25 protein-coding genes are annotated in these 26,790 nt (G+C 72.3%); 19 read left to right on the top strand and 6 right to left on the bottom strand.

Features of this window, described 5'->3' with window-relative positions; genetic code table 11:
• Positions 1-47 precede the first annotated feature (47 nt).
• The 4 genes from ACFVYK_RS14090 (at position 48) to ACFVYK_RS14075 (ending at position 5,508) form a co-directional block, all read left to right on the top strand.
• Positions 48-2,861 carry a GNAT family N-acetyltransferase gene (locus tag ACFVYK_RS14090; protein WP_389772902.1) on the top strand — a complete coding sequence of 938 codons (2,814 nt, stop codon included), beginning with the start codon at positions 48-50 and terminating at the stop codon, positions 2,859-2,861.
• Positions 2,862-2,990: 129 nt separating this feature from the next.
• Positions 2,991-3,587: a DUF5998 family protein gene (locus tag ACFVYK_RS14085; RefSeq protein ID WP_389773038.1), complete on the top strand. Its 597-nt coding sequence runs from the start codon at positions 2,991-2,993 to the stop codon at positions 3,585-3,587.
• Positions 3,587-4,777 carry an alkaline phosphatase family protein gene (locus tag ACFVYK_RS14080; RefSeq protein ID WP_389772899.1) on the top strand — a complete coding sequence of 397 codons (1,191 nt, stop codon included), beginning with the start codon at positions 3,587-3,589 and terminating at the stop codon, positions 4,775-4,777. Before ACFVYK_RS14085 ends, ACFVYK_RS14080 begins: the two co-directional genes overlap by 1 nt.
• Positions 4,778-4,860: 83 nt before the next feature.
• Positions 4,861-5,508 (top strand): thymidine kinase, encoded by a 648-nt coding sequence (locus ACFVYK_RS14075; RefSeq protein WP_389772897.1) that lies wholly within the window; start codon positions 4,861-4,863, stop codon positions 5,506-5,508.
• A gap of 47 nt (positions 5,509-5,555) precedes the next feature.
• Here the strand turns inward: ACFVYK_RS14075 and ACFVYK_RS14070 are convergent, their stop codons facing one another.
• Entirely contained in the window at positions 5,556-6,359 is an 804-nt protein-coding gene (locus ACFVYK_RS14070) for a VOC family protein (RefSeq protein WP_389772894.1), read from the bottom strand.
• A gap of 220 nt (positions 6,360-6,579) precedes the next feature.
• Here ACFVYK_RS14070 and ACFVYK_RS14065 point away from each other — a divergent pair, with 220 nt between their 5' ends.
• A complete protein-coding gene (locus ACFVYK_RS14065) occupies positions 6,580-7,431 on the top strand; it encodes a sulfurtransferase (protein ID WP_389772892.1) in 852 nt (283 codons plus the stop codon).
• Positions 7,432-7,612: 181 nt separating this feature from the next.
• Here ACFVYK_RS14065 and sepH read toward each other — a convergent pair whose 3' ends face one another.
• The 3 genes from sepH to ACFVYK_RS14050 form a co-directional block, all read right to left on the bottom strand.
• Positions 7,613-8,653 carry a septation protein SepH gene (gene sepH / locus ACFVYK_RS14060; protein ID WP_389772889.1) on the bottom strand — a complete coding sequence of 347 codons (1,041 nt, stop codon included), beginning with the start codon at positions 8,651-8,653 and terminating at the stop codon, positions 7,613-7,615.
• Positions 8,654-9,135: 482 nt separating this feature from the next.
• Entirely contained in the window at positions 9,136-10,455 is a 1,320-nt protein-coding gene (locus ACFVYK_RS14055) for a D-arabinono-1,4-lactone oxidase (protein ID WP_389772886.1), read from the bottom strand.
• Positions 10,415-11,653 carry an MFS transporter gene (locus ACFVYK_RS14050; RefSeq protein WP_389772883.1) on the bottom strand — a complete coding sequence of 413 codons (1,239 nt, stop codon included), beginning with the start codon at positions 11,651-11,653 and terminating at the stop codon, positions 10,415-10,417. Before ACFVYK_RS14050 ends, ACFVYK_RS14055 begins: the two co-directional genes overlap by 41 nt.
• 250 nt (positions 11,654-11,903) lie before the next feature.
• On the opposite strand from ACFVYK_RS14050, the gene ACFVYK_RS14045 reads away from it, so the two are divergent.
• Both ACFVYK_RS14045 and ACFVYK_RS14040 read left to right on the top strand, forming a co-directional pair.
• Positions 11,904-13,031, top strand: coding sequence for a ferrochelatase (locus tag ACFVYK_RS14045; protein ID WP_389772881.1), 1,128 nt, complete (start codon positions 11,904-11,906; stop codon positions 13,029-13,031).
• 8 nt (positions 13,032-13,039) lie between these two features.
• Positions 13,040-13,855: an inositol monophosphatase family protein gene (locus tag ACFVYK_RS14040; protein ID WP_389772878.1), complete on the top strand. Its 816-nt coding sequence runs from the start codon at positions 13,040-13,042 to the stop codon at positions 13,853-13,855.
• Positions 13,856-13,940: 85 nt separating this feature from the next.
• Here the strand turns inward: ACFVYK_RS14040 and ACFVYK_RS14035 are convergent, their stop codons facing one another.
• Positions 13,941-14,114: a hypothetical protein gene (locus tag ACFVYK_RS14035; RefSeq protein WP_167467697.1), complete on the bottom strand. Its 174-nt coding sequence runs from the start codon at positions 14,112-14,114 to the stop codon at positions 13,941-13,943.
• Positions 14,115-14,528: 414 nt separating this feature from the next.
• Here ACFVYK_RS14035 and ACFVYK_RS14030 point away from each other — a divergent pair, with 414 nt between their 5' ends.
• The 4 genes from ACFVYK_RS14030 (at position 14,529) to ACFVYK_RS14015 (ending at position 18,083) form a co-directional block, all read left to right on the top strand.
• Positions 14,529-15,182 carry a response regulator transcription factor gene (locus ACFVYK_RS14030; protein ID WP_003993508.1) on the top strand — a complete coding sequence of 218 codons (654 nt, stop codon included), beginning with the start codon at positions 14,529-14,531 and terminating at the stop codon, positions 15,180-15,182.
• A gap of 5 nt (positions 15,183-15,187) precedes the next feature.
• A complete protein-coding gene (locus ACFVYK_RS14025) occupies positions 15,188-16,429 on the top strand; it encodes a sensor histidine kinase (protein WP_389772874.1) in 1,242 nt (413 codons plus the stop codon).
• Positions 16,430-16,825: 396 nt separating this feature from the next.
• On the top strand, positions 16,826-17,122 hold the full coding sequence (locus ACFVYK_RS14020; RefSeq protein ID WP_003993510.1) for a DUF4193 domain-containing protein: 297 nt from the start codon (positions 16,826-16,828) through the stop codon (positions 17,120-17,122).
• A 13-nt stretch (positions 17,123-17,135) separates the two neighbouring features.
• Positions 17,136-18,083 (top strand): hypothetical protein, encoded by a 948-nt coding sequence (locus ACFVYK_RS14015; protein ID WP_389772872.1) that lies wholly within the window; start codon positions 17,136-17,138, stop codon positions 18,081-18,083.
• 45 nt (positions 18,084-18,128) lie between these two features.
• Here the strand turns inward: ACFVYK_RS14015 and ACFVYK_RS14010 are convergent, their stop codons facing one another.
• A complete protein-coding gene (locus tag ACFVYK_RS14010) occupies positions 18,129-18,593 on the bottom strand; it encodes a DUF3093 domain-containing protein (protein ID WP_389772869.1) in 465 nt (154 codons plus the stop codon).
• 58 nt (positions 18,594-18,651) lie between these two features.
• On the opposite strand from ACFVYK_RS14010, the gene ACFVYK_RS14005 reads away from it, so the two are divergent.
• From ACFVYK_RS14005 to ACFVYK_RS13970, 8 genes are all read left to right on the top strand, one after another.
• The gene (locus ACFVYK_RS14005; RefSeq protein WP_389772867.1) at positions 18,652-19,236 is read left to right on the top strand and encodes a PaaI family thioesterase; all 585 of its coding nucleotides are present in this window, start codon (positions 18,652-18,654) and stop codon (positions 19,234-19,236) included.
• On the top strand, positions 19,233-19,784 hold the full coding sequence (dut, locus tag ACFVYK_RS14000) for a dUTP diphosphatase (protein WP_389772864.1): 552 nt from the start codon (positions 19,233-19,235) through the stop codon (positions 19,782-19,784). The genes ACFVYK_RS14005 and dut overlap by 4 nt, the downstream gene beginning before the upstream one ends.
• 1 nt (position 19,785) lies before the next feature.
• Positions 19,786-20,550: a DUF3710 domain-containing protein gene (locus tag ACFVYK_RS13995; protein WP_389772862.1), complete on the top strand. Its 765-nt coding sequence runs from the start codon at positions 19,786-19,788 to the stop codon at positions 20,548-20,550.
• A 277-nt stretch (positions 20,551-20,827) separates the two neighbouring features.
• Positions 20,828-22,006 (top strand): alginate lyase family protein, encoded by a 1,179-nt coding sequence (locus ACFVYK_RS13990; RefSeq protein WP_389772859.1) that lies wholly within the window; start codon positions 20,828-20,830, stop codon positions 22,004-22,006.
• Positions 22,007-22,176: 170 nt separating this feature from the next.
• Positions 22,177-24,768, top strand: a complete 2,592-nt coding sequence (locus ACFVYK_RS13985) for an ATP-binding protein (RefSeq protein WP_389772856.1) — start codon at positions 22,177-22,179, stop codon at positions 24,766-24,768.
• Positions 24,762-25,478, top strand: a complete 717-nt coding sequence (locus ACFVYK_RS13980) for a response regulator (RefSeq protein WP_389772853.1) — start codon at positions 24,762-24,764, stop codon at positions 25,476-25,478. The genes ACFVYK_RS13985 and ACFVYK_RS13980 overlap by 7 nt, the downstream gene beginning before the upstream one ends.
• 112 nt (positions 25,479-25,590) lie before the next feature.
• Positions 25,591-25,989 (top strand): OB-fold nucleic acid binding domain-containing protein, encoded by a 399-nt coding sequence (locus tag ACFVYK_RS13975; RefSeq protein WP_109005818.1) that lies wholly within the window; start codon positions 25,591-25,593, stop codon positions 25,987-25,989.
• A 3-nt stretch (positions 25,990-25,992) separates the two neighbouring features.
• Complete coding sequence (locus tag ACFVYK_RS13970; RefSeq protein WP_389772850.1) at positions 25,993-26,748, top strand: DUF3159 domain-containing protein; 756 nt, start codon at positions 25,993-25,995, stop codon at positions 26,746-26,748.
• Positions 26,749-26,790: the final 42 nt, after the last annotated feature.

Raw genomic sequence — 26,790 nt, 5'->3', positions numbered from 1 at the left:
CAGACTGCCTCGCGCCGTTGTCCCGCGCGAGCCGTACGCTGGGGCCCATGCAGAGCGCGCCGCAGCGGCACGAGTACCCCGCCCACTGGGAGGCCGACGTGGTGCTGCGCGACGGCGGCACCGCACGCATCCGTCCCATCACCGTCGACGACGCCGAACGCCTGGTCAGCTTCTACGAGCAGGTCTCGGACGAGTCGAAGTACTATCGCTTCTTCGCGCCCTATCCGCGCCTGTCCGCCAAGGACGTCCACCGCTTCACGCACCACGACTTCGTGGACCGGGTGGGACTCGCGGCCACGGTGGGCGGCGAGTTCATCGCCACCGTACGCTACGACCGCATCGGAGCCGACGGCATGGCCGCCTCCGCGCCCGCCGACGAGGCCGAGGTCGCCTTCCTCGTACAGGACGCCCACCAGGGGCGCGGTGTCGCCTCGGCGCTCCTCGAACACATAGCGGCCGTCGCGCGCGAGCGCGGCATCCGCCGCTTCGCCGCCGAGGTGCTCCCCGCCAACACCAAGATGATCAAGGTCTTCACGGACGCCGGCTACACCCAGAAGCGCAGCTTCGAGGACGGCGTCGTGCACCTGGAGTTCGGTCTCGAACCCACCGAGCGCTCCCTGGCGGTGCAGCGCGCGCGGGAACAGCGCGCCGAGGCGCACTCCGTGGGGCGGCTGCTCGCGCCGGGCTCCGTCGCCGTCGTCGGCGTCGGCCGCGCCCCGGGCGGCGTCGGCCGCAGCGTCCTGGGCAACCTCCGGGAAGCCGGGTTCACCGGCCTCCTGTACGCCGTCAACAAGGCCTTCCCCGAGGACCTGAAGGAGCTCGACGGAGTGCCCGCGCACCGCTCGGTGCGTGACGTGGCGGCGCCCGTCGACCTCGCGGTCCTCGCCGTCCCGGCCGAGTCCGTGCCCGAGGCCGTCGACGAGTGCGGCGAACACGGCGTGCAGGGGCTCGTCGTCCTCTCCGCCGGGTACGCCGAGAGCGGCCCCGACGGGCGCGAGCGCCAGCGCCGACTGGTGCGCCAGGCACGCGCGTACGGCATGCGGATCATCGGGCCCAACGCCTTCGGCGTCATCAACACCTCCCCGCGGGTGCGCCTGAACGCCTCCCTCGCCCCGGAGATGCCCAGGGCCGGCCGCATCGGCCTGTTCGCCCAGTCGGGCGCCATCGGCATCGCCCTGCTGTCCCGCCTCCACCGGCGCGGCGGGGGCGTCACCGGCGTCACCGGCGTGTCCACCTTCGTCTCCTCCGGCAACCGCGCGGACGTCTCCGGCAACGACGTCCTGCAGTACTGGTACGACGACCCCGACACCGACGTCGCCCTCATGTACCTGGAGTCGATCGGCAACCCCCGCAAGTTCACCCGCCTCGCGCGGCGCACGGCGGCGGCCAAACCCCTGGTCGTCGTCCAGGGAGCCGGCTCCGCCCCGCAGGGCCACGCCGTGCGGGCGACCCGGCTGCCGCACGCGACCGTGTCGGCCCTGCTGCGGCAGGCCGGCGTGATCCGCGTCGACACCATCACCGAACTGGTCGACGCCGGCCTGCTGCTGGCCCGCCAGCCGCTGCCGCCGGGACCGAGAGTGGCCATCCTCGGCAACTCCGAGTCGCTGGGACTGCTCACCTACGACGCCTGCCTCTCCGAGGGGCTGCGTCCGCTGCCTCCGTCGGACCTGACGACGGAGGCCTCCGCGGAGGACTTCCACGCCGCGCTCGCGCGGGCGCTGGCCGACGAGACGTGCGACGCGGTGGTGGTGACGGCGATCCCGGCGATCGGCGAGCGGTCCCCCCAGGACGGGGAACTCGCGCAGGCCCTGCGCTCGGCCGCCGCCGCCGCGCCCGCCAAGCCGGTACTCGTCGTGCACGTGGAGCTCGGCGGCCTCGCGGCGGCCCTGTCCGCCGCCGCGAGCACCGCACCGCGCGCGGAAGGCGTGGCACGCGCGCGTGCGGCGACGGAGAACGCCCCGGCGTCGCAGCCCGCAGCCGTCGAGGCGCCCGAGGGAACACACCTCATCCCCGCCTACCCCGCCGCCGAACGCGCCGTCCGCGCCCTCGCCGAGGCGGTGCGGTACGCCCAGTGGCGACGCGAGGCCGCCGACCCCGGCAAGGTCCCCGAGTACGAGGACATCGACGAGAAGGGCGCCGCCCGGCTGATCGGCGGGCTCCTCGCGCGCGGGCAGGGCCTCACCCTCGGCGCCGAGGAGACCTGCGAGCTGCTCGGCCGCTACGGCATCCGCACCCGCCGGGCGATCCCCGCGCCCACCCCCGACGAGGCCGCGCGGGCCGCGAAGGCCCTCGGCTACCCCGTCGCCCTGAAGGCGACCGCCCCGCACCTGCGACACCGCGCCGACCTGGGCGGCGTACGCCTCGACCTGGCCGACGAGGAGCAACTGCGCAGGGCATACGGCGAGTTGACGGAGCTCTTCGGCAAGCCGGAGGAGCTTCGTCCGGTCGTCCAGGCGATGGCGCCGCGAGGGGTCGACACGGTCGTGCGCGCGGTCATCGACCCGGCTGCCGGGGCGGTGCTGTCGTTCGGACTCGCCGGAGCCGCCTCGCAACTGCTCGGGGACATGGCGCACCGGCTCGTCCCGGTCACCGACCGCGACGCCACGTCGCTGGTCCGCTCCATCCGCACCGCCCCGCTCCTGTTCGGCTGGCGCGGCTCGACGCCCGTCGACACCCCGGCCCTCGAAGAGCTCCTCCTGCGCGTCTCCCGGCTGGTCGACGACCACCCCGAGGTCGTCGCCGTCACCCTGGAGCCGGCCGTCGTCGCCCCGCGCGGAGTCACCGTCCTCGGAGCGTCGGTCCGCCTCGCGCCCCCACCCGCGCGCGACGACCTCGGACCGAGGACCCTGCCGGCGTACTGAGCCGCCCCGACAGCGCGCGAGGGGGACGCGGGCGGCCGCCGGGCGGCCCCCCGGGAAGCGTGACCGCGCGAGTCAGGCCCCATCGGAGGGCCCCTGAGCGGTGCCTCGCAGTCAGTGGGTCCCCGTAGGATGGAGGGCATGGCCAAGACCAGTACGACGACCCAGGGGCTGCGCGCGGCGATCGAGCGCAGCGGCTACTACCCGGCCCTCGTGGCCGAGGCGGTGGAGGCCGCCGTGGGCGGCGATCCGATCCGGTCGTTCCTGGTCCACCAGGAGACCACGTTCGACCAGAACGAGGTGCGCCGGCACGTGACCGTGCTGGTGCTCACCGGCAACCGCTTCATCGTCAGCCACACCGACGAACAGGCCGCCGACACCACCTCCCCGACGCCGTACGCCACGACGTCCACGGAGTCCGTCAAGCTCGGCAGGATCTCGTCGGTCGTGCTCAGCCGTGTGGTCGCCAATCCGGAGTCGTACGCGCCGGGCACCCTGCCGCGTGAGGTGGTGCTCACCATCGGCTGGGGCGCCGTCTCCCGCATCGACCTGGAGCCGGCCGCCTGCGGCGACCCCGACTGCGACGCCGACCACGGCTACACGGGCAGCTCGACGGCGGACGACCTCAGCCTGCGCGTCAGCGAGGCCGGGGACGGCCCGGAGACGGTGCGCCAGGCCCTCGCCTTCGCGCAGTCGCTCTCCGAAGCCACCGCGGACGTCACCCGCTGATGGATCGGTCCGCCCCCTGGGACTACCCCGAACCGCTCGCCGTCGGCTCCGCCCCCGTCCCCGAATACGGCTCCGGCTCCCTCGCCGACCTGTTGCCCACGCTCGCCGCGGGCATGGCCGTGCCCGGCATGACCGCGGCGATCCCGGAGCTCACGCCGGCGGACCGCAACTGCGTCTTCCTCGTCGACGGCCTCGGCTGGGAGCAGATCAAGGCCCACCCCGACGAGGCGCCGTACCTGCACGCGCTGCTCGGCAGCTCGCGCGGCGGCACCGGACGCCCGCTGACCGCCGGCTATCCCGCGACCACCGCGACCTCCCTCGCCTCGGTGGGCACCGGCCTCCCGCCGGGCGCCCACGGCCTGCCCGGCTACACCGTGCGCAACCCGGCCACCGGCGAGCTGATGAACCAGCTGCGCTGGCAGCCGTGGACCGCGCCGGGCGTCTGGCAGCCGTACCCGACCGTCTTCCAGCTGGCCCACCGGGCGGGCGTGCACGCCGCCCAGGTGTCGTCCCCCACGTTCCAGAACACCCCCCTGACCAAGGTCGCGCTCAGCGGCGGAACGTTTCACGGGCGGCTCACCGGCGAGGAGCGCATGGATCTCGCCGCCGAACAGCTCGCCGCCGGCGACCGCTCCCTCGTCTACACGTACTACGCCGAGCTGGACGGCGCGGGGCACCGCCACGGCGTCGCGTCCGACACCTGGCGCGGTCAGCTCATGTACGTCGACCGGCTGGTCCAGCGCCTCGCCGAGCAACTGCCGCCGCGCAGCGCGCTGTACGTCACCGCGGACCACGGCATGGTCGACGTGCCCTTCGACGAGGAGCACCGCATCGACTTCGACGCGGACTGGGAGCTGCGCGCCGGCGTCGCCCTGTTGGGCGGCGAGGGCCGCGCCCGCCATGTCTACGCCGTGCCGGGCGCCGAGGACGACGTGCTGACCTGCTGGCGCGAGGTGCTCGGCGAGCAGTTCTGGGTCGCCTCGCGCGACGAGGCGATCGCGGCGGGCTGGTTCGGTCCGCAGGTCGAGGAGCGGGTGTACGCGCGCCTCGGCGACGTGGTCGCGGCCGCCCGCGACGACGTCCTGATCGTCGCGTCGGAGCGGGAGCCCAAGGAGTCGGCGATGGTCGGCAACCACGGGTCGATGACCCCTGCCGAGCAGTTCGTCCCTCTGCTCGAAGTACGCTCCTGAGGCTCGAACCGTTTCTCCTCCGTCCGCCGGCTCCGCTGCCCTCCTCTCTTCCCTCTCCTTGACCGAAAGGCGCTCGACTCCCCATGCCCGAGCTGGTGTTCTTCTCCGGAACCATGGACTGCGGGAAGTCGACGCTGGCTCTCCAGATAGAGCACAACCGTTCCGCGCGCGGTCTGCAGGGCATGATCTTCACCCGTGACGACCGCGCGGGCGAGGGCAAGCTGTCCTCCCGCCTCGGCCTGGTCACCGACGCGGTCGAGGTCGAGGACGGCCAGGATCTCTACGCCTACCTGGTGGAACACCTCTCGCAGGGCGGCCGCGCGGACTACGTGATCGCGGACGAGGCGCAGTTCCTGGCCGAGGAGCAGATCGACCAGCTCGCGCGTGTGGTCGACGACCTCGACATCGACGTCTACGCCTTCGGCATCACCACCGACTTCCGCTCCAAGCTCTTCCCCGGCTCCCAGCGGCTCGTCGAGCTCGCCGACCGCGTCGAGGTGCTGCAGGTCGAGGCGCTGTGCTGGTGCGGGGCCCGCGCCACGCACAACGCCCGCACGGTGGGCGGCCTCATGGTCGTCGAGGGCGCCCAGGTCGTCGTCGGCGACGTCGACCAGGCCGACACGATCGGCTACGAGGTCCTGTGCCGGCGCCACCACCGGCGCCGCATGACCGCGTCGTCGGCGCGGGCGGCGGCCCTGTCGCCCGACGTGCTGCCGGTGCAGCAGGCCTGACCCGGCCCGGCCCGGCCCCGGCGGACCGGCGGGTCCGGCCCGCGTGCTCAGCGCGCGAGCTGGATCAGGGAGAAGCGGGCCCCCTCGGGGTCGGCAACGCCCGCCACGCGCCCGTGCGGGCTGTCGTGGGCCGGTTCGAGGACGTGCCCGCCGAGTCCGACGACGAGTGTGAGCGCCGCGTCGACGTCGGCCACCTCGAAGTACGTCGTCCAGTGCGGCCCCAGATCCCGGGGCAGCGCGGCGCCCACCCCGTGGACGCCGGCGACCGGCCGGCCGCCGACGCGCAGGGTCACATGGTCGAAGTCGGGCAGAGGCGCCGGCTCCTCCTCGTAACCGAACACCGTCGCGTAGAACTTGCGGACGCCGACGGTCTCGTAGGTCGTCAGCTCGTACCAGGCGGGTGTGCCCGGCACGCCGGTGATCTCGGTGCCCACGTGGCCCGAGGCCTGCCAGACGCCGAAGACGGCGCCGGAGGGGTCGGATCCGATCGCCAGGCGTCCGGCGTCGGCGGCCTCCAGGGGGCCGACTCCGATCGTGCCGCCGCACAGCCGGACCGTTTCGGCGGTCGTGTCCACGTCGTCCGAGGCGAAGTAGGGCGTCCAGGCGACCGGGAGGTGGCGGTCCGGGGCGAGCTGGCCGATGCCCGCCACCTCGCGGCCGTCGAGCAACGCCCGCACGTAGGGGCCGAGCTGCTGCGGACCGGGTTGGAATTCCCAACCGAACAGCTCGGCGTAGAAGTCCTCGGTCGCGGTCAACCCGTGCGCCATCAGACTCACCCAGCAGGGTGTACCGGACGCATAGCGGGCGTGTGCTGCGCCGATCGGGCCGGCCGGCCCACCTGCCTCGGTCATCGTCACTCTCTCCTCGGCCACTCGTGGTGGCCGCGTCGCTTCGGCCCTCGGAGGTTGCCTGATGGGGGGTTTCTCGTCGGTTTACGCGCGGTTGTCGCCGTATGTCGATCGCCTGTACGGCACGTGTTCGATCCTGCACGGGTCGTGATCGAGCGTGTCCGGCCGAGCAGAGTAGCCGGACATGAGCGGCGGGGCCACCCCGTACGCGAGGATGGCGGACATGAACGCCATCATCACCGCACCGGAACTGGCCGAGGAACTGGCCGGGGACCATCCGCCCGTGGTTCTCGACGTCCGCTGGCAGCTCAGCGTGGCCAAGGCGGCCGGGGAGCCGCCGTTCGACGGCCGGGCCGCGTACGCGGCCGGGCATGTGCCGGGCGCTGTCTACGTCGACCTGGACGAGGAGTTGGCGGGAACCGCGGGCGTCCGTGGCCGCCATCCGCTGCCCGACCTCGCGCAGTTCGGCGCCGCCATGCGCCGGGCGGGTGTCTCGGCCGGAACGCCGGTGGTCGTGTACGACGGTGGGCAGGGGTGGGCGGCGGCGCGCGCGTGGTGGTTGCTGCGCTGGACGGGTCACCCGGACGTGCGGGTCCTCGACGGCGGGTTGCCGTCGTGGCGGGGCGAGCTCTCGGTCGAGGTGCCCGCGCGCGGGGAAGGCGATTTCGAGCCGACCCCGGGCGCCACGGGTCTGCTCGACGCGGACGGCGCGGCGGCCCTGGCCCGCTCCGGCGTGTTGTTCGACGCCCGCGCGGGGGAACGGTACCGGGGCGAGGTCGAGCCGATCGACCGGGTCGGCGGGCACATCCCCGGCGCGGTGTCCGCGCCCACGAACGACAACGTCGGCCCGGACGGACGCTTCTTGCCCGCCGAGGAGTTGCAGGACCGCTTCGAGGCGCTCGGGGCGTCGGACGGCGTCGAGGTGGGCGTGTACTGCGGCTCCGGCGTCTCCGGGGCCCACGAGGTGCTGGCCCTGGCGGTGGCGGGCATCCCCGCGGCCCTGTACGTCGGATCCTGGTCGGAGTGGTCGGCGGACCCGGCCCGGCCGGTCGCCGTGGGCCCGGACCCCCGGTGACCCCTCGCAGGTGACCTGCCGCCCGGACCGGCCGGCGACGCACAGACGACGAAGGGCCGCACCGAGGAGGTGCGGCCCTTCACGCGTGCCTGCGAACGCCGACGCCACGAAGGGCGCACGCCCGGTGCGGGTTGCTGTTCGAGGGCCGCTCACTCCTGCGGCGTCGCCGCCCGAGACCCGCTCACTCCTGCTTCTTGCGCCGGGTGCCGAACACGATCTCGTCCCAGCTCGGCACCGCGGCGCGGCGGCCGGGACGGACGCCGTCCGCCTCGGCCTGGCGGTCGGTGGCGCCGATCAGGCGGTCACGGTGGCTTCCGACGGACCGCGGCATGAGGACGTCCGCGTAGGCGGAACCGGCGGAGGCGGCGGGCGCCGGGGGCTCCTCGGCGACGACCTCCTGCTCGTCGGGCTCCTCCGTGACGGGCTCCGTCGACGGGCGCTCCGGGACGACCATGTCGCCGCGGAAGCTCGGCACCGCCTCCAACAGGCTGGTCAGCGAGTCGCGTTCCCGCTCGCCGACGCTGTCCTCGTCCGGCTCGGACGGCGGGGCCGGCAGGCTGGGCCGGTCGAGGGTGCGGTCCAGCGGGCGGTCGCGCGGCAGCCGGGCGATACGCGGGACGAACGGAAAGCTGGGCTCGGGAGCGGCCAGGTCGTCGGACTCGCCGATCAGCGAACGCGCCTCGTCGTCGACGGCCTGGACGAGCCGCCGGGGCGGATCGTACGTCCAGCTCGCCGAGTGCGGTTCGCCCGCGACCAGGTAGACCAGCAGGACCTCCCAGGTGCCGTCGTCGCGGCGCCATGAGTCCCACTGGACGGTGTCCTTCTCGGCGCCGCGCAGCAACAGGCGTTCCTGGACGGCCTCGCCGAGCTGCGGACCGGCGTTCTCGCCGGGCCGGCGGACCGGCGTCTTACGGGCGCGCTCGGCCATGAAGGCACGCTCGGCCAGCACGGGGCCCTCGAAGCGGCGTACGCGGTCGACGGGGATCCCGGCCATCTGCGCGACTTCCTCCGCCGTCGCACCGGCACGTATACGCGCCTGGATGTCGCGGGGGCGGAGATGGCTCTCCACCTCGATCTCGATCTGGCCGAGGCGGGGACGGTCGCCGCGGACGGCGGCGCGCAGACGCTCATCGATCGGAAGCGTGTACTCCGTGCTGTCCGCAGCCTTCAGCACCAGCCGTGTGCCGTCATTCGAGACGGCCACGACACGCAGTTCGGGCATGGGGACCTCCCGGGTGGTGCCTGCCGACGTCACGTGCGTCGCTGCTTCCGCTAGTCGAGTGTGGCCTGCCCGGGTGCAGCCTGCCACAACCTTGCCGAGTTGCCCGGCGTGTCGGGCACAGGCCCTGCGTCGCCGTTATGGCACGGTTACCTATTCGCCACGCTGAGTGACCAACACCGTCACCCTGTGCAACTAGCCCCTCCAGGCGGTCCAGCGAGGCCCCGGACATCCTGGCGGGAGACCGGGCCCAGGGCTCGCAACAGTACTCCATTTGGGCCACGTGCGTGGATTGGCGCGCTGCCCGACTTCTGGCAAGAGAGGGGTTCCGGCCCCCCGTCACACGGCTTCCCGATCTTGGGCGTGGCACACTTCACGCGATCTTCCGACAGGGAGCCGCCGGTTTCCTGCGAGCCGGCGACGCCCCGGTCCGCGGTGCGCGAGGGGGGCGACCGCCCGGCCGCCCGACGCGTCCGCGGGGCACGTCACGCCCCCAGAACCCTCCGCAGGTAGTCGTTCTGGAACAGGCGACCTGGGTCCAGCCGGTCCCGCAGGGCCGTGAACTCCTCGAAGCGCGGATAGACGCCGGCGAAGTACTCCGCGTCCCGCGTGTGCACCTTCCCCCAGTGCGGACGGCCCTGGTGCGCGGTGAAGATGCGCTCGGCCGCCGTGAAGTACCCCTGATAGGCCGTTCCCTTGACCATGTGGACGGCGATGTACGCGCTGTCGCGGCCGGACGCGGTGGACAGCGTGATGTCGTCGGCGGGAGCGGTGCGCACCTCGACGGGGAAGCTGATCCGCAGCCCCGACCGGTCGACCATCGCCTTCAGCTCGCGCAGCGTCTCGGTCACCGCCTCGCGCGGGACCGCGTACTCCATCTCCACGAACCGCACCCGACGCGGCGAGGTGAACACCTTGTAGGGGATGTCGGTGTAGGTGCGCGCCGACAGGGCCCTGCTGGAGATGCGGGCGATCGCCGGGACCGTGGCCGGAACCGCCCGGCCGACCCACTGGGCCGCCTGGAAGACGCCGTTGGAGAGGAACTCGTCCTCGATCCACCCCGCGATCGGGCTCACCGGCTGGGCCGGGCCGGCGCTGCGGTTGTTGCGCTTGGTGGTGGTGCTGCCGGTGTGCGGGAACCAGTAGAACTCGAAGTGCTCGTTCTCGGCCCACAGTTCGTCGAACTCGGCGAGCACTTTGTCGAGGGCCATCGGCTCCTCGCGCGCGGTGAGCAGGAACACCGGCTCCACCGCGAAGGTGAGGGCGGTGACGACGCCGAGGGCGCCCAGGCCGATCCGGGCGGCCGCGAAGACCTCGGGGTTCTCCTTCTCGGAGCACACGAGCACCGAGCCGTCCGCGGTGACCAGTTCCAGGCCCTTGATCTGGGCGGCGATGGAGGCGGAGTCGCGGCCGGTGCCGTGGGTGCCGGTGCTGGTGGCCCCGGAGACCGTCTGCTCCATGATGTCGCCCATGTTGGTGAGCGACAGGCCCTCGCGCGCCAGGGCCAGGTTGAGCCTCTTGAGCGGCGTTCCGGCCTCGACCGTGACGGTCATGTTGTCGCGATCAATGCTGCGGATACCGGTCAGGAGCTGGGGACGGATCAATACGCCGTCGGTCGCGGCGATCGACGTGAAGGAGTGGCCGGTGCCGACCGCCTTCACCTTCAGGCCGTCCTCGGCGGCCCGGCGCACGGCCTCCGCCAGCTCGTCGACGGAGGCGGGCGTGACCTCCCGCGCGGGGCGTGCGACGACGTTGCCGCCCCAGTTACGCCACGTGCCGTTCTTCCCGCTCGCTGTCCTGCTCAACGGTGCCTCCCCGACCCGGTGCCGGCCTGCTCAGCCGGCGGTAGCCCAGGAAACCGACCGCGACCGCGACGGCTCCGGAGACCGCCGGAACCCCGTACCCGGCCCGTGCCCCGGCCGCGTCGATGACCCAGCCGGCGATGGAGGAGCCGAGCGCGACCCCGACCGCGAGCCCGGTGCTTATCCAGGTCATCCCCTCGGTCAGCTGTGCGCGTGGTACGTGCTCTTCGATGAGGGACATGGTGGTGATCATCGTGGGAGCGATGGCCAGGCCCGCTACGAACAGCGCCACGGCCAGAAACGGCAAGTCTCCGACCAGTAGGAGGGGGATCATACTCACGCCCATCACGAACACGCCCAGCAGCCAGCGACGTTCCGGCGACCCCTTGAGCCGCAGCAGACCGAACACCAGCCCCGCCAGACAGGAACCGGCCGCGTACAGCGCCAGGACGACGCTGGCGGCGCCCTTGTGACCACGCTCGTCGGCGAAGGCCACGGTGACCACGTCGACCGCCCCGAAGATCGCGCCGGTCGCCACGAAGGTGGACACCAGGACCTGCAGGCCCGGTGAGCGCAGCGCCGAGCCCCTGTCGCGCTGCGAGCGCGGATGGGGCTCGGGCTCGGTGGCCCGCTGAGCGGTCAGCCAGAAAACGCCGACGGCGAGGAAACAGGCCGCCAGCAGCGGTCCGGCCTCGGGGAACCAGACTGTGGACAGGCCGATCGAGATGATCGGCCCGACGATGAAGCAGACCTCGTCCACCACGGATTCGAAGGAGTACGCGGTGTGCAGTCGCGGGGTGCCCCGGTACAGGGCCGCCCAGCGGGCCCGGACCATCGCGCCGAGGCTGGGCACGGTCCCGACGCCGGCGGCGCACACGAACAACACCCAGTCCGGCCACGCGAGGTGCGCGGCCAGCAGCAGTCCGGTCGCGGCCGCCAGGGCGACCAGCGTCGCCGGGCGCAGGACCCTGCGCTGTCCGTGCAGGTCCACCATGCGCGAGATCTGCGGACCGAAGACCGCGGCCGCCAGCGCGATGGTCGCCGACAGCGCGCCCGCGAGCCCGTACCGTCCGGTGAGCTGGGAGACCATGGTGACCACGCCGATGCCCATCATCGACAGCGGCATCCTGCCCAGGAAGCCCGCGGCGGAGAAGCCCTTGGAGCCGGGGGCTGCGAACAGAGCGCGGTACGGGCTGGGCACGGGGGTCTCCGTCGGTCCGGTCACGCGCGCGGGGGCGCTGTGCGGCGTGAGAGAGGGCGGCCCGACGGGCCCGGCGCGCAGCGCGGAGGGCCCGGCAGAGCCGGTAAGGCGTGAAGACAGCTCATACAGCTTACGAACTTAGGCAACCCTCATGCACCCTCGCGTGCCGGGACCGCACCGGCTCGGGCCGGGGGCGCGCCCGGCGCCCCGCCGTTTCCCCGCTGTCGGAGCCGGGTGGCAGGATCGACTCATGCCAGACGCGCTCGATGCCACCCCCTACGACGCCCTGCTCCTGCTCTCCTTCGGCGGCCCGGAAGGCCCGGACGACGTGGTCCCGTTCCTGGAGAACGTGACCCGCGGGCGCGGCATCCCCAAGGAACGCCTGAAGGAAGTGGGGCAGCACTACTTCCTGTTCGGCGGGGTCAGCCCCATCAACGACCAGAACCGCGCCCTGCTGGAGGCCCTGCGCAAGGACTTCGCCGACCACGGGCTGGACCTGCCGATCTACTGGGGCAACCGCAACTGGGCCCCGTACCTCACGGACACCCTGCGCGAGATGGTCGTCGACGGTCGCCGACGCGTCCTCGTCCTCGCCACCAGCGCGTACGCCTCCTACTCCGGCTGCCGCCAGTACCGCGAGAACCTCGCCGACTCGCTGGCCGCGCTGGAGGCCGAAGGCCTCGCACTGCCGAAGGTCGACAAGCTGCGGCACTACTTCAACCACCCCGGCTTCGTGGAGCCCATGGTCGAGGGCGTCCTGCGATCGCTGGCCGACCTTCCCGAGGACGTCCGCGACGGAGCGCACCTGGCCTTCTCGACCCACTCCATCCCGATCGCGGCCGCGGACGCCTCCGGCCCCGTCGAGGACCACGGCGACGGCGGCGCGTACGTGAGGCAGCACCTGGAGACCGCCCGGCTGGTCGCCGACGCCGTCCGCGAGCGCACCGGCGTGGACCACCCCTGGCAGCTCGTCTACCAGTCCCGCTCGGGCGCCCCGCACATCCCCTGGCTGGAGCCGGACATCTGCGACCACCTGGAGGAACGGCACGCGGCCGGCGTCCCGGCGGTCGTCGTCGCACCCATCGGCTTCGTCTCCGACCACATGGAGGTCCTCTACGACCTCGACACGGAGGCCGAGGCCAAGGCGCGCGAACTGGGTCTGCCGATGCGCCGTTCGGCCACCGTCGGCGCCGACCCCCGCTTCGCGGCCGCGATCCGCGAGCTCGTCCTGGAGCGCGCCGCGGTGGAGAGCGGCCTGGAGGTCGCCCCGTGCGCCCTCGGAGCGCTCGGGCCGAGCCACCACCTGTGCCCGGTCGGCTGCTGCCCCGCCCGCGCCCCCAGGCCCGCCGCCGCGGGCGCCGACAGCCCCTACGCGTGAGGAACGGCGTGACCGACCCCCTGCACACAGAACTGCTCGCGCTCGCCCAGGAGGCCGCCCGCCGCGCCGGTGAGCTCCTGCGCGACGGCCGCCCGGCCGACCTGACGGTCGCCGCCACCAAGTCCAGTCCGATCGACGTCGTCACCGAGATGGACATCGCGGCCGAGAAGCTGATCACCGGCCTGATCTCCGAGCGCCGCCCCGACGACGGCTTCCTCGGCGAGGAGGGCGCCTCCAGCGAGGGCAGCAGCGGCGTCCGCTGGGTGATCGATCCCCTCGACGGCACGGTCAACTACCTCTACGGGCTGCCCACGTGGGCCGTCTCCATCGCGGCCGAGCAGGACGGCGAGACCGTCGTCGGGGTCGTCGCGATCCCGATGCGCGGCGAGACGTTCCACGCCGTGCGCGGCGGCGGCGCCCGAGGGGCCGGCGCCTGGACGGGGGAGCGCGTCCTGGCCTGCCGCCCGACCGCCCCCCTCGACCAGGCCCTGGTGTCGACCGGCTTCAACTACGTCACCGAGGTCCGCACCCGTCAGGCGGACGTCGCGCAGCGGCTGATCCCGCTGCTGCGGGACATCCGGCGCACCGGCTCGGCCGCCGTCGACCTGTGCGACGTGGCCGTCGGCCGGCTCGACGGCTACTACGAGCGCGGCCTGCACGCCTGGGACCTCGCCGCCGGCGACCTGATCGCCCGTGAAGCGGGCGCGCTGACCGGTGGGCGCCCCGGAGAGCGCCCCGGACGCGATCTCGCGATCGCCGCCGCCCCCGGCGTCTTCGAGCCGCTCCAGCGGCTGCTGGAGGACCTCGGCGCCTGGCACGACTGAGCCCGCCCGCTCCGCCGCCCCGGCGGACACGCGAAGGGGCCCCGGCGCTGGATTCGCCGGGGCCCCTGCGCGTACGCGCCTACCGCTACACGCTCGTCGCGCCGACCTCCACACCGTGCTCGGCGGCGAGGCGACGCAGGTCGTCGAGCTCGGCCTGCTCCACCTCGACGAGGAAGTCGTCGCCCTCGTCGCGAGCCCGCGTCAGGTCGGTCTCGGTCGCCCTTATGCGCTGCAGAAGTCCTGCGGTGAATGCATCCATGCTGCGCCCCCTCGTCCTGGGTCGTGGGTCGATGGCACGGGGGTGTGCCGGTTGGGAAGGGGCGATCACGTCTCTCACAGGTGCCCAGCGCTGCCCTGCCGGGCGGCGACGGTGCCGGACACCCACGCCCGCTCTGCGGCAAGCGGACCGCGGTGTGCCCCATGGTGCAGCGGCACATGCAGAGCGTGATCGCGGGGTGTAAAGCCGTCCTCCCCTCGCTCCCTTCCACGGAAACCTCACCGGGACGAGAAAAATTCGCCTTCCCGGGCCCTCACACCCGTCCTTCATCTCGCTCGCACCCGCCTTACCGCCGACTTACGGCCGAAAAGGGCAGGATGGACGCACACACTCACCGAAGACCCCGCCCGCGTGCGTCCAGGACGCTACGCGGGTGGACACAGGAAGGACTGCGACGTGCGCGTACTCGTCGTCGAGGACGAGCAGCTGCTCGCCGATGCGGTGGCCACCGGACTGCGCCGGGAGGCCATGGCCGTCGACGTCGTGTACGACGGTGCGGCCGCCCTGGAGCGCATCGGCGTCAACGACTACGACGTGGTCGTCCTCGACCGCGACCTCCCCCTCGTGCACGGGGACGACGTCTGCCGCAAGATCGTCGAACTCGGCATGCCCACGCGCGTGCTGATGCTCACGGCCTCAGGCGACGTCAGCGACCGCGTCGAGGGCCTGGAGATCGGCGCCGACGACTACCTCCCCAAGCCCTTCGCCTTCAGCGAGCTGATCGCCCGGGTGCGTGCGCTCGGCCGGCGCACCAGCGTGCCGTTGCCGCCCGTCCTGGAGCGGGCCGGCATCAAGCTGGACCCCAACCGCCGCGAGGTCTTCCGCGACGGCAAGGAGGTGCAGCTCGCGCCCAAGGAGTTCGCCGTCCTGGAGGTGCTGATGCGCAGCGAGGGAGCGGTGGTCTCCGCGGAGCAGCTCCTGGAGAAGGCGTGGGACGAGAACACCGACCCGTTCACCAACGTCGTCCGCGTGACCGTCATGACGCTCCGCCGCAAGCTCGGCGAACCCCCGGTGATCGTCACCGTCCCCGGTTCGGGCTACCGGATCTGACCGCCGTGGCATCGACGCCCGCGCCTCCCCAGGCGCCCCCCAAGCCCACCTGGGACCCCCGCAGCCCACAGCTGCCCTTTCCATGGCTGCGCCCGACCATCCGCATACGGCTCACCCTGCTGTACGGCGGCATGTTCCTGATCGCCGGCATCATGCTGCTGTCGATCATCTACCTGCTGGCCGCGCAGGCCCTCCACGAAGGCAGCGGCCAGGCGTTCAAGGTGACCGGGAGCGATCTCCACGTCACCAGTTCCACCTGCCCGCAGCTGGGCGCGGCGACCAACCAGGACCAGTTCAACGCGTTCCTCAAGCAGTGCGACGACATCCAGCGTCAGCACGCGCTCGACGACCTCCTCAGCCGCTCGCTGCTCGCCCTCCTGGGCCTGGCGATCATCGCCTTCGCGTTCGGGTACGCGATGGCCGGCCGCGTGCTGTCCCCGCTCGGCAGGATCACCCGCACCGCGCGCGCGGTGGCGGGCTCGGACCTGTCCCGCCGCATCGAGCTGGACGGCCCGGACGACGAGCTCAAGGAACTGGCCGACACCTTCGACGACATGCTCGAACGGCTGCAGCGCGCGTTCACCGCACAGCAGCGCTTCGTGGGCAACGCCTCGCACGAGCTGAGAACGCCGCTGGCGATCAACCGCACGCTGCTCGAAGTGCACCTCTCCGATCCGGGCGCGCCGGTGGAGCTGCAGCAACTGGGGAAGACGCTGCTGGCCACCAACGAACGCAGCGAGCAGCTCGTCGAGGGTCTGCTGCTGCTCGCCCGCAGCGACAACCAGATCGTCGAGCGCAAGCCGGTCGACCTCGCGGAGGTGGCCGAGCAGGCCGTGGACCAGGTGCACGCAGAGGCGGCGGCCAAGGGCGTGGTGCTCCGCGGTGAGCAGAAAACCGCGGTCGTTCAGGGCAACGGCGTCCTTTTGGAGAGAATCGCACTGAATCTCGTGCAGAATGCCGTGCGGTACAACGTGCCCGAGGACGGCTGGGTCGAGGTGACCACCGACGTCCGGCACGGCCAGGCGGTTCTGGTCGTGTCGAACACCGGCCCGGTCGTGCCGGCGTACGAGATCGATAATCTGTTCGAGCCGTTCCGTCGGCTGCGTACCGAGCGGACGGGCAGCGACAAGGGGGTCGGGCTCGGTCTGTCCATCGTGCGGTCCGTGGCCCGGGCGCACGGCGGTCATATCGTGGCCGAGCCGCGCGAGGGGGGTGGTCTCGTGATGCGAGTCACCTTCCCCGTCTGAGATCATGTCGCCGACACACGCGGGGATGTTCGCTTTGCGCGGAATTTTCTGGGCTGAGAACGGGCTTCACCGTGTGTGATCGATCACAGGGACGAATTTCCGGTCATCTACTCTCCGTGATCATGGATGCCTGTGTAAAGCCCGGAAAATCCGGGTTTTCGGGGGTCCCGATCACGGGAAGTACACGGTGAGACGCCTTTGAAGTGCGGCAATCGGACCGTGTACGGTCCCGATCGCCATCCAAGCCGGTCACTCGTGAGGAGTTCGGTTGGGTGTCGATTGAGTAACAGACCTTGATGTGAGGCAAAATCTCCGCCTCGAGGCGGGCACAAGTCCGGCCTCTCACGCGTTACGTGCGCTGGAGACACCGCAGACACCCAGAGGGGGAGAGGCGAAATGGCTACCGATTACGACACCCCACGCAAGACCGATGACGACGTCGACTCAGACAGTCTTGAAGAGCTGAAGGCCAGGCGGAACGACAAGTCCGCCTCCGCAGTCGATGTCGACGAATTCGAGGCCGCAGAAGGTCTTGAACTGCCCGGCGCAGACCTCTCGAACGAGGAGCTGGCCGTCCGGGTGCTGCCGAAGCAGCAGGACGAGTTCACGTGCATGAGCTGCTTCCTGGTGCACCACCGCAGCCAGCTGGCCCGGGAGAAGAACGGTCAGCCGATCTGCCGCGACTGCGACTGAGGCGGGGTCGGCCGTGACTGGCTCGACCCCTCCTCGGAAGCGCCGCTTCCCCCTGCGGGGAACGGACAAAGGGCCGTCCGACGGCCCTCACGGCGTGCGTGACGACGAGCGGGGCTCATCCGGCACGGGAGCAGTCCCGGCGGGATCTGCCTCGCTCGAACCCGCGGCGGACCGGAGTGACCTCCCGGAGTCGGCGCGGAACGCCGCCCCCGTCGCAAGGCGGAGGGCGGCGGTCATCCGGGACAAGGCCGCCGGCCTGGCCCGGGAAGGCGCCCGACAGGGCGGCAGACGGGCCAGGGCGGGCCTCGGGCACCTGGCCGACCGGATCATCGACATGGCCCCCCGGGTGCCCGTACGGGACCTCCAGACGCTTCGCCGGCAGTTCCCGGGTCTGGGGCCGGAAGAGATCGCCGACAAACTCGTGGCGGGCGCGGCGAACGCCACGTCCACCGTCGGCGCGGGCATCGGAGCGGCGGCGATGCTGCCCGTGCCGCCCGCGATGCCGACCGAGCTGGCCGCGGAGATCACCGGGGTCGCGGCGATCGAACTGAAGCTGATCGCCGAGCTCCACGAGGTCTACGGCGTGCGGCCGGCGGGCAACCTCAAGGACCGCAGCACCGCGTATGTGCGCTCGTGGTCGGGTGAACGCGGGGTCGACGTCCTGAAGCCGTCCTCCATCAACTCGGCCCTCGGCGGCCAGATGAAGCGCGAGCTGCGCCAGCAGATCATGAAGCGCATGGTCCGCGATCTGCCGAACCTGATGCCCTTCATGGTGGGCGCCGTCGTCGGCGCGGTCATGAACCGGCGGGACACCAGAAGGGTCGCCGCGAAGGTCCGGGCCGACCTGCGCAGGATGCAGGTGCCCTGGGACGAGCTGCCGGAACTGCCGGCTCTGGAGAAGCCGGCGGACCCGCTGACCATGGGGGAGATCCCCGGAACCCCCGGCGAACCGGGGCGCTGAATCCGACGTCCGCCCGGCTCCGCCGAAGGCTGCCGGGGCCCGCGGTTACGCCGTCGCCTCCCGCGCCGCGGCGAGGGCCTGCGCCAGGCGCTCCGGCTCCCGCGTCGACAGGTACAGGTACGGCGTGGGGTCGTCCGGGTCGGTGACCTCGACCTTCAGGGCCGTGGGGATGTAGGAGCGCAGCAGCAGGAAGGCGCGGGTGTCGGCCTTGTGGGTGCGCCAGGCGCGCGCTTCCTCGGCGTCCAGGACCTCCGCGTCGCCGAGGGCCGCGACCGGGATCTTCGCCTCGCCCGCGATCAGGGAGTCGCCCACCACGCGGATGCGCAGAGAGCCGTACGAACTGGCCACGACGGCAGCGGCCGCGGTGCCGCCGACCAGGCCGCCGAGCAACGGCAGGGTGCCGAAGGGCAACAGGATCAAGGCCATGGAGACGCCCACCAGGAACGAGACGAACCACCACGAGCGAGGGGCGGTGAGGCGTTCTTCGTAAGGGGCGGCGGAGAGCTGCATGCAGCCAAGCTTGGCACGGTGTCCGGACAGGGCGGACGCGCGGGTAAGGTCTGCGGCTGTGAGTGGTACTTCCGCAGCTCTTGAGCCTCCGGCCGACGCCGTGAAACCCGTGCGCCACCCCGCCGCCCCCGCACCCGGCGAGCTTCTCGGCGCCCACTACGAACACTGTTTCGGATGTGGCGGCGGGCAGGCCCACGGGCTGCACCTGGAGACGCGGGCCGGCGAGGGCGTGAGGGTCACCGCCGAGTTCACCGTGCGGCCCGCTCACCAGGGCGCCCCCGGTCTCGCGCACGGCGGGATCCTGGCGACCGCTCTCGACGAGACCCTGGGCTCGCTGAACTGGCTGCTGCGGACGATCGCGGTGACCGGACGGCTGGAGACGGACTTCGTGCGGCCCGTCCCCGTCGGCGCCACCCTGTACCTGGAGGCCGAGGTGACGGCGGTGGCCCGCCGCAAGATCTATTCGAGCGCCACCGGGCGGATCGGCGGCCCCGACGGGCCCGTCGCCGTCCGTGCCGACGCGCTCTTCGTGGAGGTCGCGGTCGAGCACTTCGTGCGGCACGGCCGTGAGGAGGAGATCCGGGCCGCCATGAGCGATCCGGACCGGATCAGGCGCGATCGCGCCTTCGAGGTGAACCCGTGAGCCGAGACGCGCTGAACGTCCTGATCCGGCGCGTCGACCCCGACGTACCGCTTCCGTCGTACGAGCACCCCGGGGACGCGGGGGCCGACCTGCGCACCACCCGGAGCCGGGAGCTGGCGCCGGGGGAGCGGGCCGTCCTGCCCACGGGGGTGTCGATCGCCCTGCCCGAGGGGTACGCGGCCTTCGTGCACCCGCGTTCGGGGCTGGCCGCCCGATGCGGCGTCGCCCTCGTGAATGCCCCGGGGACGGTTGATGCCGGGTACCGTGGGGAGATCAAGGTGATCGTGGTGAATCTCGACCCGCACGAGTCCGTGCGGTTCGAGCGCTTCGACCGGATTGCCCAACTGGTCGTCCAGCAGGTCGAGAGGGTCCGCTTCCAGGAGGTGGCGGAGCTTCCCGAATCGGCGCGGGCCGCAGGGGGCTTCGGGTCCACCGGCGGGCACGCCGCCGTGGGCGACGCAAGCGGTACAAGCGGTCAGGCCGCCGAGGGCGGCGCGACGGGTGGGAATCGATACGCTTCGGCCGTATCCGACCGGGAAGGACAGTGACGTGTTCGGACGTCGCAACAAGAAGGGTGCCGCCGAAGACGCGGCCGGCGAGGCCGAGCAGGTCGTCGACAGCGTCGACACTGAGGCGGACGACGTAGAGGGTGAGCGCGAGCGCGTGCGGCTCGAGCCGGAGCCCCGGCCCGACGGGCCCTGGGACGACTCCGAGGTGCGCGACCCCGCCGAGGGCCGCGTGGACCTGGGCGGTCTCTTCGTGCCCGGGGTCGACGGCATGGAGCTGCGGGTCGAGGTCGCCGGTGACGCGATCGTCGCCGCGACGGTCGTGCTGCGCGACAGCGCCATCCAGCTGCAGGCCTTCGCCGCTCCCAAGCGCGAGGGCATCTGGGGCGAGGTGCGCGATGAGATCGGCTCCGGCATCACCCAGCAGGGCGGCATCGTCGACGAGGTGGAGGGCCCGCTGGGCTGGGAGCTGCGGGCCCAGGTGCCGGTACAGCTGCCGGACGGCACGAGCGGCTTCCACGTCGTGCGGTTCGTCGGCGTGGACGGCCCGCGCTGGTTCCTGCGCGGGGTGATCTCGGGCCAGGGCGCGGTGCAGCCGCAGGCGGCGGGTCTGCTGGAGCAGATCTTCCGGGACACGGTCGTGGTCCGCGGCGAGGGCCCGATGGCGCCCCGTGACCCGATCGTCCTCAAGCTGCCGAACGACGCGCAGATGGTGCCCGAGGGCGTCCAGCAGCAGGACGAGAGCTCACGCTTCTCCGGCGGCATGGGCCAGCTCCAGCGCGGACCGGAGATCACCGAGGTCCGCTGACCCGCCGAGCCCCTGAACCGCCGAGTCCTCGACCGATCGGCTCGTCGGCCAAGCGCACGGCTGAAAGGGCCGCACCCCTCACCGGGGGTGCGGCCCTTCGGCGTGTCCGGCGCCGTCCCGCCGACCGCCGTCCCGCATGCGCCCTGTCGCCCGCCTTCCCGCCTTCCTCTGCGGGAAGGCTTGACGGTTCATTGGTCCGGACCTACGGTCTCCGCTCAGCGCCTGAGTTCACAAGGGCGCTCTCAGTTCTCATACATGAACGGGAAACGGAGTCTCCGTGCGTCGAGCCGCATTCCTCGTGACCGTCACCTCCCTGGTCCTGGGCGCCCTCGCGTCCCCTGCCGCCCCGCGGGCCCACGCCGCCCCGACCGCGTTCGTCCACCCCGGAGTCACCGTCTCGCGGGCCCAACTGGACTTCGTCCGCACCCAGGTCGGCGCGGCGGCCCAACCCTGGAAGGGCGCCTTCGACCAACTGCTGGCGAGCAAGTACGCCGACCTCGGCCGCACCCCCAAGCCCCGCGCCGTCGTCGAGTGCGGGTCCTACTCCAACCCGAACATCGGTTGCACGGACGAGCGCGAGGACGCGCTCGCCGCCTACACCGACGCCCTCGCCTGGTACGTCACGCGGGACGAGCGGTACGCCGAAAAGGCCATCGAGCTCATGGACGCCTGGTCGGGCGTCATCAAGGACCACACCAACAGCAACGCCCCGCTGCAGACCGGCTGGGCGGGCTCCTCCTGGCCGCGGGCCGCCGAGATCGTCAAGTACACGTACCCGGGGAACTGGGCGAACTCCGGCCGCTTCGCGACCATGCTGCGCGACGTCTACCTGCCCGAGGTGATCAACGGGTCGAACTCCAACGGCAACTGGGAGCTGTCCATGACGGAGGCGGCCATCGGGATCTCCGTCTTCCTGGAGGACAGGGCGTCCTACGACAAGGCGATGGCCAGGTTCCGCACCCGCACCGCCGCCTACGTCTACCTGGCCTCCGACGGCGACCTCCCGAAGACCGTGCCCGGCCAGAACCTGAACACCAGGGAGAAGATCGTCGCGTACTGGCAGGGGCAGGGCACCTTCGTCACCGGGCTGACCCAGGAGACCTGCCGGGACCTCACCCACACCGGGTACGGCATCTCCGCGATCTCGCACGTCGCCGAGACCAGCCGGATCCAGGGCCAGGACCTGTACGGCACCGACGTCGGGGAACGGCTGCGGCAGGCGCTCGGCTTCCAGGCGAAGTACGAGCTCGGCGAGGCCGTCCCGAGCCGGCTGTGCGGAGGCTCCCTCAACCTGGGACTCGGCCCGGTCACCGAGGTCGGCTACAACGCGCTGCACAACCGGCTGGGCGTCGCGATGTCCAACACCCAGACCCTCACCCTGCGCAACCGTCCGGCCGGCGGCAACAACCTCTTCGTCGCCTGGGAGACGCTGACCCACGGGGACAATCCCGCGTGAACCGATCCGGGGGGCTCGTCCGATGAGGGGGCGAGGGGCGCCGGTGCCCGCCGTACGCGTCAGGGTTGCGTCAAAGGCGCGCCTCGCCCCTCGGCTCGCCCCTCCTCCCCGAAGCGTGGGCCGTAAGGTCGACGCTGCGTAAGCAGCACGGACAGGAAGACAATGAGGCCATGGCACGCGGCAAGCTTCGGATCTACCTCGGCGCCGCACCGGGCGTGGGCAAGACGTACGCCATGCTGTCCGAGGCCCATCGCCGCGTGGAGCGCGGCACGGACTGCGTGGTGGGGTTCGTGGAGCACCACGGCCGCCGGCGCACCGAGGTGATGCTGCACGGCCTGGAGGAGGTCCCGCGCCGCGCCCTGGAGTACCGGGGCGCGACCTTCACCGAGATGGACGTGGACGCCGTCCTCGCCCGTGCCCCGAAGGTCGCCCTGGTGGACGAACTCGCCCACACCAACGTTCCCGGCTCCCGCAACGCCAAGCGCTGGCAGGACGTGGAGGAGCTGCTCGCCTTCGGAGTCGACGTGATCTCCACGGTGAACATCCAGCACCTGGAGTCCCTGGGCGACGTCGTGGACTTCATCACGGGCGTACGCCAGCAGGAGACGGTGCCCGACGAGTTCGTCCGGCGCGCCGACGAGATCGAGCTGGTGGACATGTCGCCGCAGGCCCTGCGCCGGCGGATGGCGCACGGCAACGTGTACCAGCCGGACAAGGTCGACGCGGCCCTGTCCAACTACTTCCGGCCCGGGAACCTCACCGCGCTGCGTGAGCTGGCCCTGCTGTGGGTCGCCGACCGGGTCGACGCGTACCTGCAGCAGTACCGCAGCGAGCACCGGGTGTCGGCGATCTGGGGCTCGCGCGAGCGGATCGTGGTCGGACTGACCGGCGGGCCCGAAGGGCGCACCCTCATCCGGCGGGCGGCGCGGCTCGCGGAGAAGGGCGCGGGCGGCGAGGTGCTCGCCGTGTACATAGCGCGCAGCGACGGGCTGACCTCGGCTTCGCCCAAGGAGCTGGCGGTCCAGCGCACCCTCGCGGAGGACCTCGGCGGCACCTTCCACCACGTGGTCGGCGACGACATACCGGCCGCGCTGCTCGACTTCGCCCGCGGGGTCAACGCCACCCAGATCGTGCTCGGCTCCTCGCGCCGCAAGGCCTGGCAGTACGTCTTCGGGCCCGGGGTCGGCGCGACGGTCGCCCGGGAGTCGGGGGCGGACCTCGACGTCCACATCGTCACCCACGAGGAGGCCGCCAAGGGGCGCGGGCTGCCCGTGGCCCGCGGCGCCCGGCTGGGGCGGGCCCGCATCGCCTGGGGCTGGCTGGTCGGCGTGGCCGGCCCGGTGCTGCTGGCGCTGCTGCTGAGCACCGTCCGCCTCGGCCTCGCCAACGACATGCTGCTGTTCCTGGCGGTCACGGTGGCGGCGGCGCTGCTCGGCGGCCTGCTGCCCGCGCTGGCCTCGGCGGCCGTGGGCTCGCTGCTGCTGAACTACTTCTACACCCCGCCCCTGCACAGATGGACCATCGCCGACCCGAAGAACATCGTCGCCATCGTGATCTTCGTCGGGGTGGGGATCTCGGTGGCGTCGGTGGTGGACCTGGCCGCCCGGCGCACCCATCAGGCGGCCCGGCTGCGGGCCGAGTCGGAGATCCTGTCCTACCTGGCGGGCAACGTCCTGCGCGGCGAGACCAGCCTGGAGGCGCTGCTGGAGCGGGTGCGCGAGACCTTCGGGATGGAGTCGGCGGCGCTGCTGGAGCGGGCGGACGACCGCGCGCCGTGGACCCGGGCCGGCCACGTCGGCTTCGGGCGGCCGGTCGAACGGCCCGAGGACGCCGACGTGGAGGTGCCGGTCGGCGACCGCACGGCGCTGGCGCTCACCGGACGCGTGCTGCCCGCGGAGGACCGGCGGGTGCTGGCCGCGTTCGCCGCGCAGGCGGTCGTCGTGCTCGACCGCAGGCGTCTGCAGGAGGAGGCCGACCAGGCCCGCGCGCTGGCCGAGGGCAACCGGATCCGCACGGCGCTGCTGGCCGCCGTCAGCCATGACCTGCGCACGCCGCTGGCCGGGATCAAGGCGGCGGTGTCGAGCCTCAGGTCGGACGACGTGGCCTGGTCCGAGGAGGACCGGGCGGCGCTGCTGGAAGGCATCGAGGACGGCGCGGACCGTCTCGACCACCTGGTGGGCAACCTGTTGGACATGTCCCGCCTCCAGACCGGCACGGTCACGCCGATCCTCCGCGAGACCGACCTCGACGAGGTGGTGCCGATGGCGCTCGGCGGGGTCCCCGACCCGCGGGTGAGCGTGGAACTGGACATCCCCGAGACACTGCCGATGGTCGCCGTGGACGCCGGACTGCTGGAGCGGGCGGTCGCCAACCTGGTGGAGAACGCCGTCAAGTACAGCCCGGGCGGCGCACCCGTGCTGGTCTCGGCGAGCGCCCTGTCCGGCCGGGTCGAGGTGCGGGTCGTGGACCGCGGGCCCGGCGTCCCCGACGAGGCCAAGGAGCGGATATTCGCTCCCTTCCAGCGCTACGGCGACGCCCCGCGGGGCGCCGGAGTGGGGCTCGGGCTGGCGGTCGCCCGGGGTTTCGCCGAGGCCATGGGCGGCACCCTCGACGCCGAGGACACCCCCGGCGGCGGACTCACCATGGTCCTCACCCTCCGCGCGGCCGGACCACGCCCCGAGACACAGCCCGGCCCGGACCCCGAGCCGCGACCCGCGACACCCGCAACACCCGCAACACCCGAAAGGCAGGCCCCATGCTGAGCCCGGCTGGGGGGACACCCCAGGCCCCCACGAGGGTGCTCGTGATCGACGACGAGCCGCAGATCGTGCGCGCCCTCGTGATCAACCTCAAGGCCCGCAAGTACGAGGTCGACGCCGCCCATGACGGCGCCACCGCCCTCCGGCTCGCCGCCGCCCGCCACCCGGACGTCGTCGTCCTCGATCTCGGGCTGCCGGACATGGACGGCGTGGAGGTGATCAAGGGGCTGCGCGGCTGGACCAGGGTGCCGATCCTGGTGCTGTCCGCCCGGCACTCCTCGGACGAGAAGGTCGAGGCGCTCGACGCGGGCGCCGACGACTACGTCACCAAGCCGTTCGGCATGGACGAGCTGCTGGCCCGGCTGCGGGCCGCCGTGCGGCGCGCCGAGCCGGCCGGAGGCGGGGAGGACGAGGTCCTGGTCGAGACCGACGACTTCACCGTGGACCTGGCGGCGAAGAAGGTGAACCGGGCCGGCAAGGACGTACGGCTGACGCCCACGGAGTGGCATGTGCTGGAGGTGCTGGTGCGCAACACCGGCCGCCTGGTCAGCCAGAAGCAGCTGCTGCAGGAGGTGTGGGGGCCGTCGTACGGGACGGAGACGAACTACCTGCGGGTGTACATGGCACAGCTCAGACGCAAGCTGGAGGCGGACCCCTCGCATCCGCGGCACTTCGTCACGGAGCCCGGGATGGGGTACCGGTTCGAGCGATAGGCCGCCGGGCGGACCCGACGCGAACCGGGCGTCCCCTCGGGCCCGCCGAGGGCAGCGCCGCTGGTACGGCCGCGGGTACGGCTCTGTCGGCGGGCCCCGGTACGCTTCAGATATGAGCGCTGTTCCTCGTTCCGAAAAGCCGGTGGGCCGGTTCCGGCGCATGCTCGACCGGCTCTCCTCGTCGCAGGAGGACCTGGAGTCGGAGGAGCTGCGCGAGGACGCCGAGACGGCCGGATGCACCCGGATCGGGGACTGCCAGGACCGGCAGATCGTCACCGTTACTGGTACCTTGCGCACGGTCACCCTGCGACCGCGCGCCGGAGTCCCGGCCCTGGAGGCCGAGCTGTTCGACGGCACCGCGGCACTCGACGTGGTGTGGCTGGGCAGGCGCTCCATCGTGGGGATAGAACCGGGGCGCAAGCTCATCGCATCGGGCCGGGTCTCCATGAGCCGCGGCCGCCGGGTGCTGTTCAACCCCAAGTACGAACTGAGACCCCTGGGTAGGGAGTAGCCGGTGACGTCGCTCGACGAGCCGACCGAAGACACGACCGCGGAGGACACGGCCGCGGCCGACGCCCGGGCGGTGACCGAGGCCGCGCTGTTCGAGGCGTTCGGCGGGGCCCGCGGAATGGTCGAGACGGTGGTGCCCGGCCTGGTCTTCGTCACGATCTTCACGATCAACAAGAACCTGCACATGTCCGCGATCGCTGCGCTCGCGGTGTCGCTGGTCCTGGTCGTGGTCCGCCTGGCGATGAAGGACACGGTCAAGCACGCCTTCAGCGGGGTCTTCGGCGTCGCGTTCGGCGTCGTCTTCGCCATGATGACCGGCAACGCCAAGGCCTTCTACCTCCCCGGCATGCTCTACACGCTGGGCCTGGCGCTGGCTTACATCGTGACGACGCTGTGCGGGGTGCCGCTGATCGGTCTGATCCTGGGCCCGGTCTTCAAGGAGAACCTCTCCTGGCGGACCCGCAACCCCGGGCGCAAGAAGGCCTACGCCAAGGCCAGTTGGGCGTGGGGCCTGATCCTGCTCGCCAAGTGCGCGATCCTCTTCCCGCTGTACCTGTGGGCCAACACCGCGCAGCTGGGCTGGGTGCTGGTGGCCCTGAAGATCCCGCCGTTCCTGCTCGCCGTCTGGCTGACCTGGGTGTTCCTGGCGAAGGCGCCCGCACCGATCGACGTGTTCGCGGAGATGGAGGCGGAGGAGAAGGCCGCTGCCGCGGCGGAGGCGACGGCGGAGGCCGGCGGGCGGCACCGCCGCGAGGGCTAGAACGCGCCGGACAGGCTGACGGACACAGGTGAGGGGGCGCCC

It is taken from the genome of Streptomyces sp. NPDC058291, assembly GCF_042880855.1.
GTDB lineage: Bacteria > Actinomycetota > Actinomycetes > Streptomycetales > Streptomycetaceae > Streptomyces.
Note: the sequence above shows the minus strand (reverse complement) of the source record. Positions and strands in the feature narration are given on the sequence as shown.

Bases quoted from the DNA above. Each gene is read 5' to 3' on its own strand.
- ACFVYK_RS14090 (WP_389772902.1), top strand. From the start codon at position 48: ATGCAGAGCGCGCCGCAGCGGCACGAGTACCCCGCCCACTGGGAGGCC.
- ACFVYK_RS14085 (WP_389773038.1), top strand. From the start codon at position 2,991: ATGGAGGGCATGGCCAAGACCAGTACGACGACCCAGGGGCTGCGCGCG.
- ACFVYK_RS14080 (WP_389772899.1), top strand. From the start codon at position 3,587: ATGGATCGGTCCGCCCCCTGGGACTACCCCGAACCGCTCGCCGTCGGC.
- ACFVYK_RS14075 (WP_389772897.1), top strand. From the start codon at position 4,861: ATGCCCGAGCTGGTGTTCTTCTCCGGAACCATGGACTGCGGGAAGTCG.
- ACFVYK_RS14070 (WP_389772894.1), bottom strand. From the start codon at position 6,359: ATGACCGAGGCAGGTGGGCCGGCCGGCCCGATCGGCGCAGCACACGCC.
- ACFVYK_RS14065 (WP_389772892.1), top strand. From the start codon at position 6,580: ATGAACGCCATCATCACCGCACCGGAACTGGCCGAGGAACTGGCCGGG.
- sepH (WP_389772889.1), bottom strand. From the start codon at position 8,653: ATGCCCGAACTGCGTGTCGTGGCCGTCTCGAATGACGGCACACGGCTG.
- ACFVYK_RS14045 (WP_389772881.1), top strand. From the start codon at position 11,904: ATGCCAGACGCGCTCGATGCCACCCCCTACGACGCCCTGCTCCTGCTC.
- ACFVYK_RS14035 (WP_167467697.1), bottom strand. From the start codon at position 14,114: ATGGATGCATTCACCGCAGGACTTCTGCAGCGCATAAGGGCGACCGAG.
- ACFVYK_RS14020 (WP_003993510.1), top strand. From the start codon at position 16,826: ATGGCTACCGATTACGACACCCCACGCAAGACCGATGACGACGTCGAC.
- ACFVYK_RS14010 (WP_389772869.1), bottom strand. From the start codon at position 18,593: ATGCAGCTCTCCGCCGCCCCTTACGAAGAACGCCTCACCGCCCCTCGC.
- ACFVYK_RS13985 (WP_389772856.1), top strand. From the start codon at position 22,177: ATGGCACGCGGCAAGCTTCGGATCTACCTCGGCGCCGCACCGGGCGTG.
- ACFVYK_RS13980 (WP_389772853.1), top strand. From the start codon at position 24,762: ATGCTGAGCCCGGCTGGGGGGACACCCCAGGCCCCCACGAGGGTGCTC.
- ACFVYK_RS13975 (WP_109005818.1), top strand. From the start codon at position 25,591: ATGAGCGCTGTTCCTCGTTCCGAAAAGCCGGTGGGCCGGTTCCGGCGC.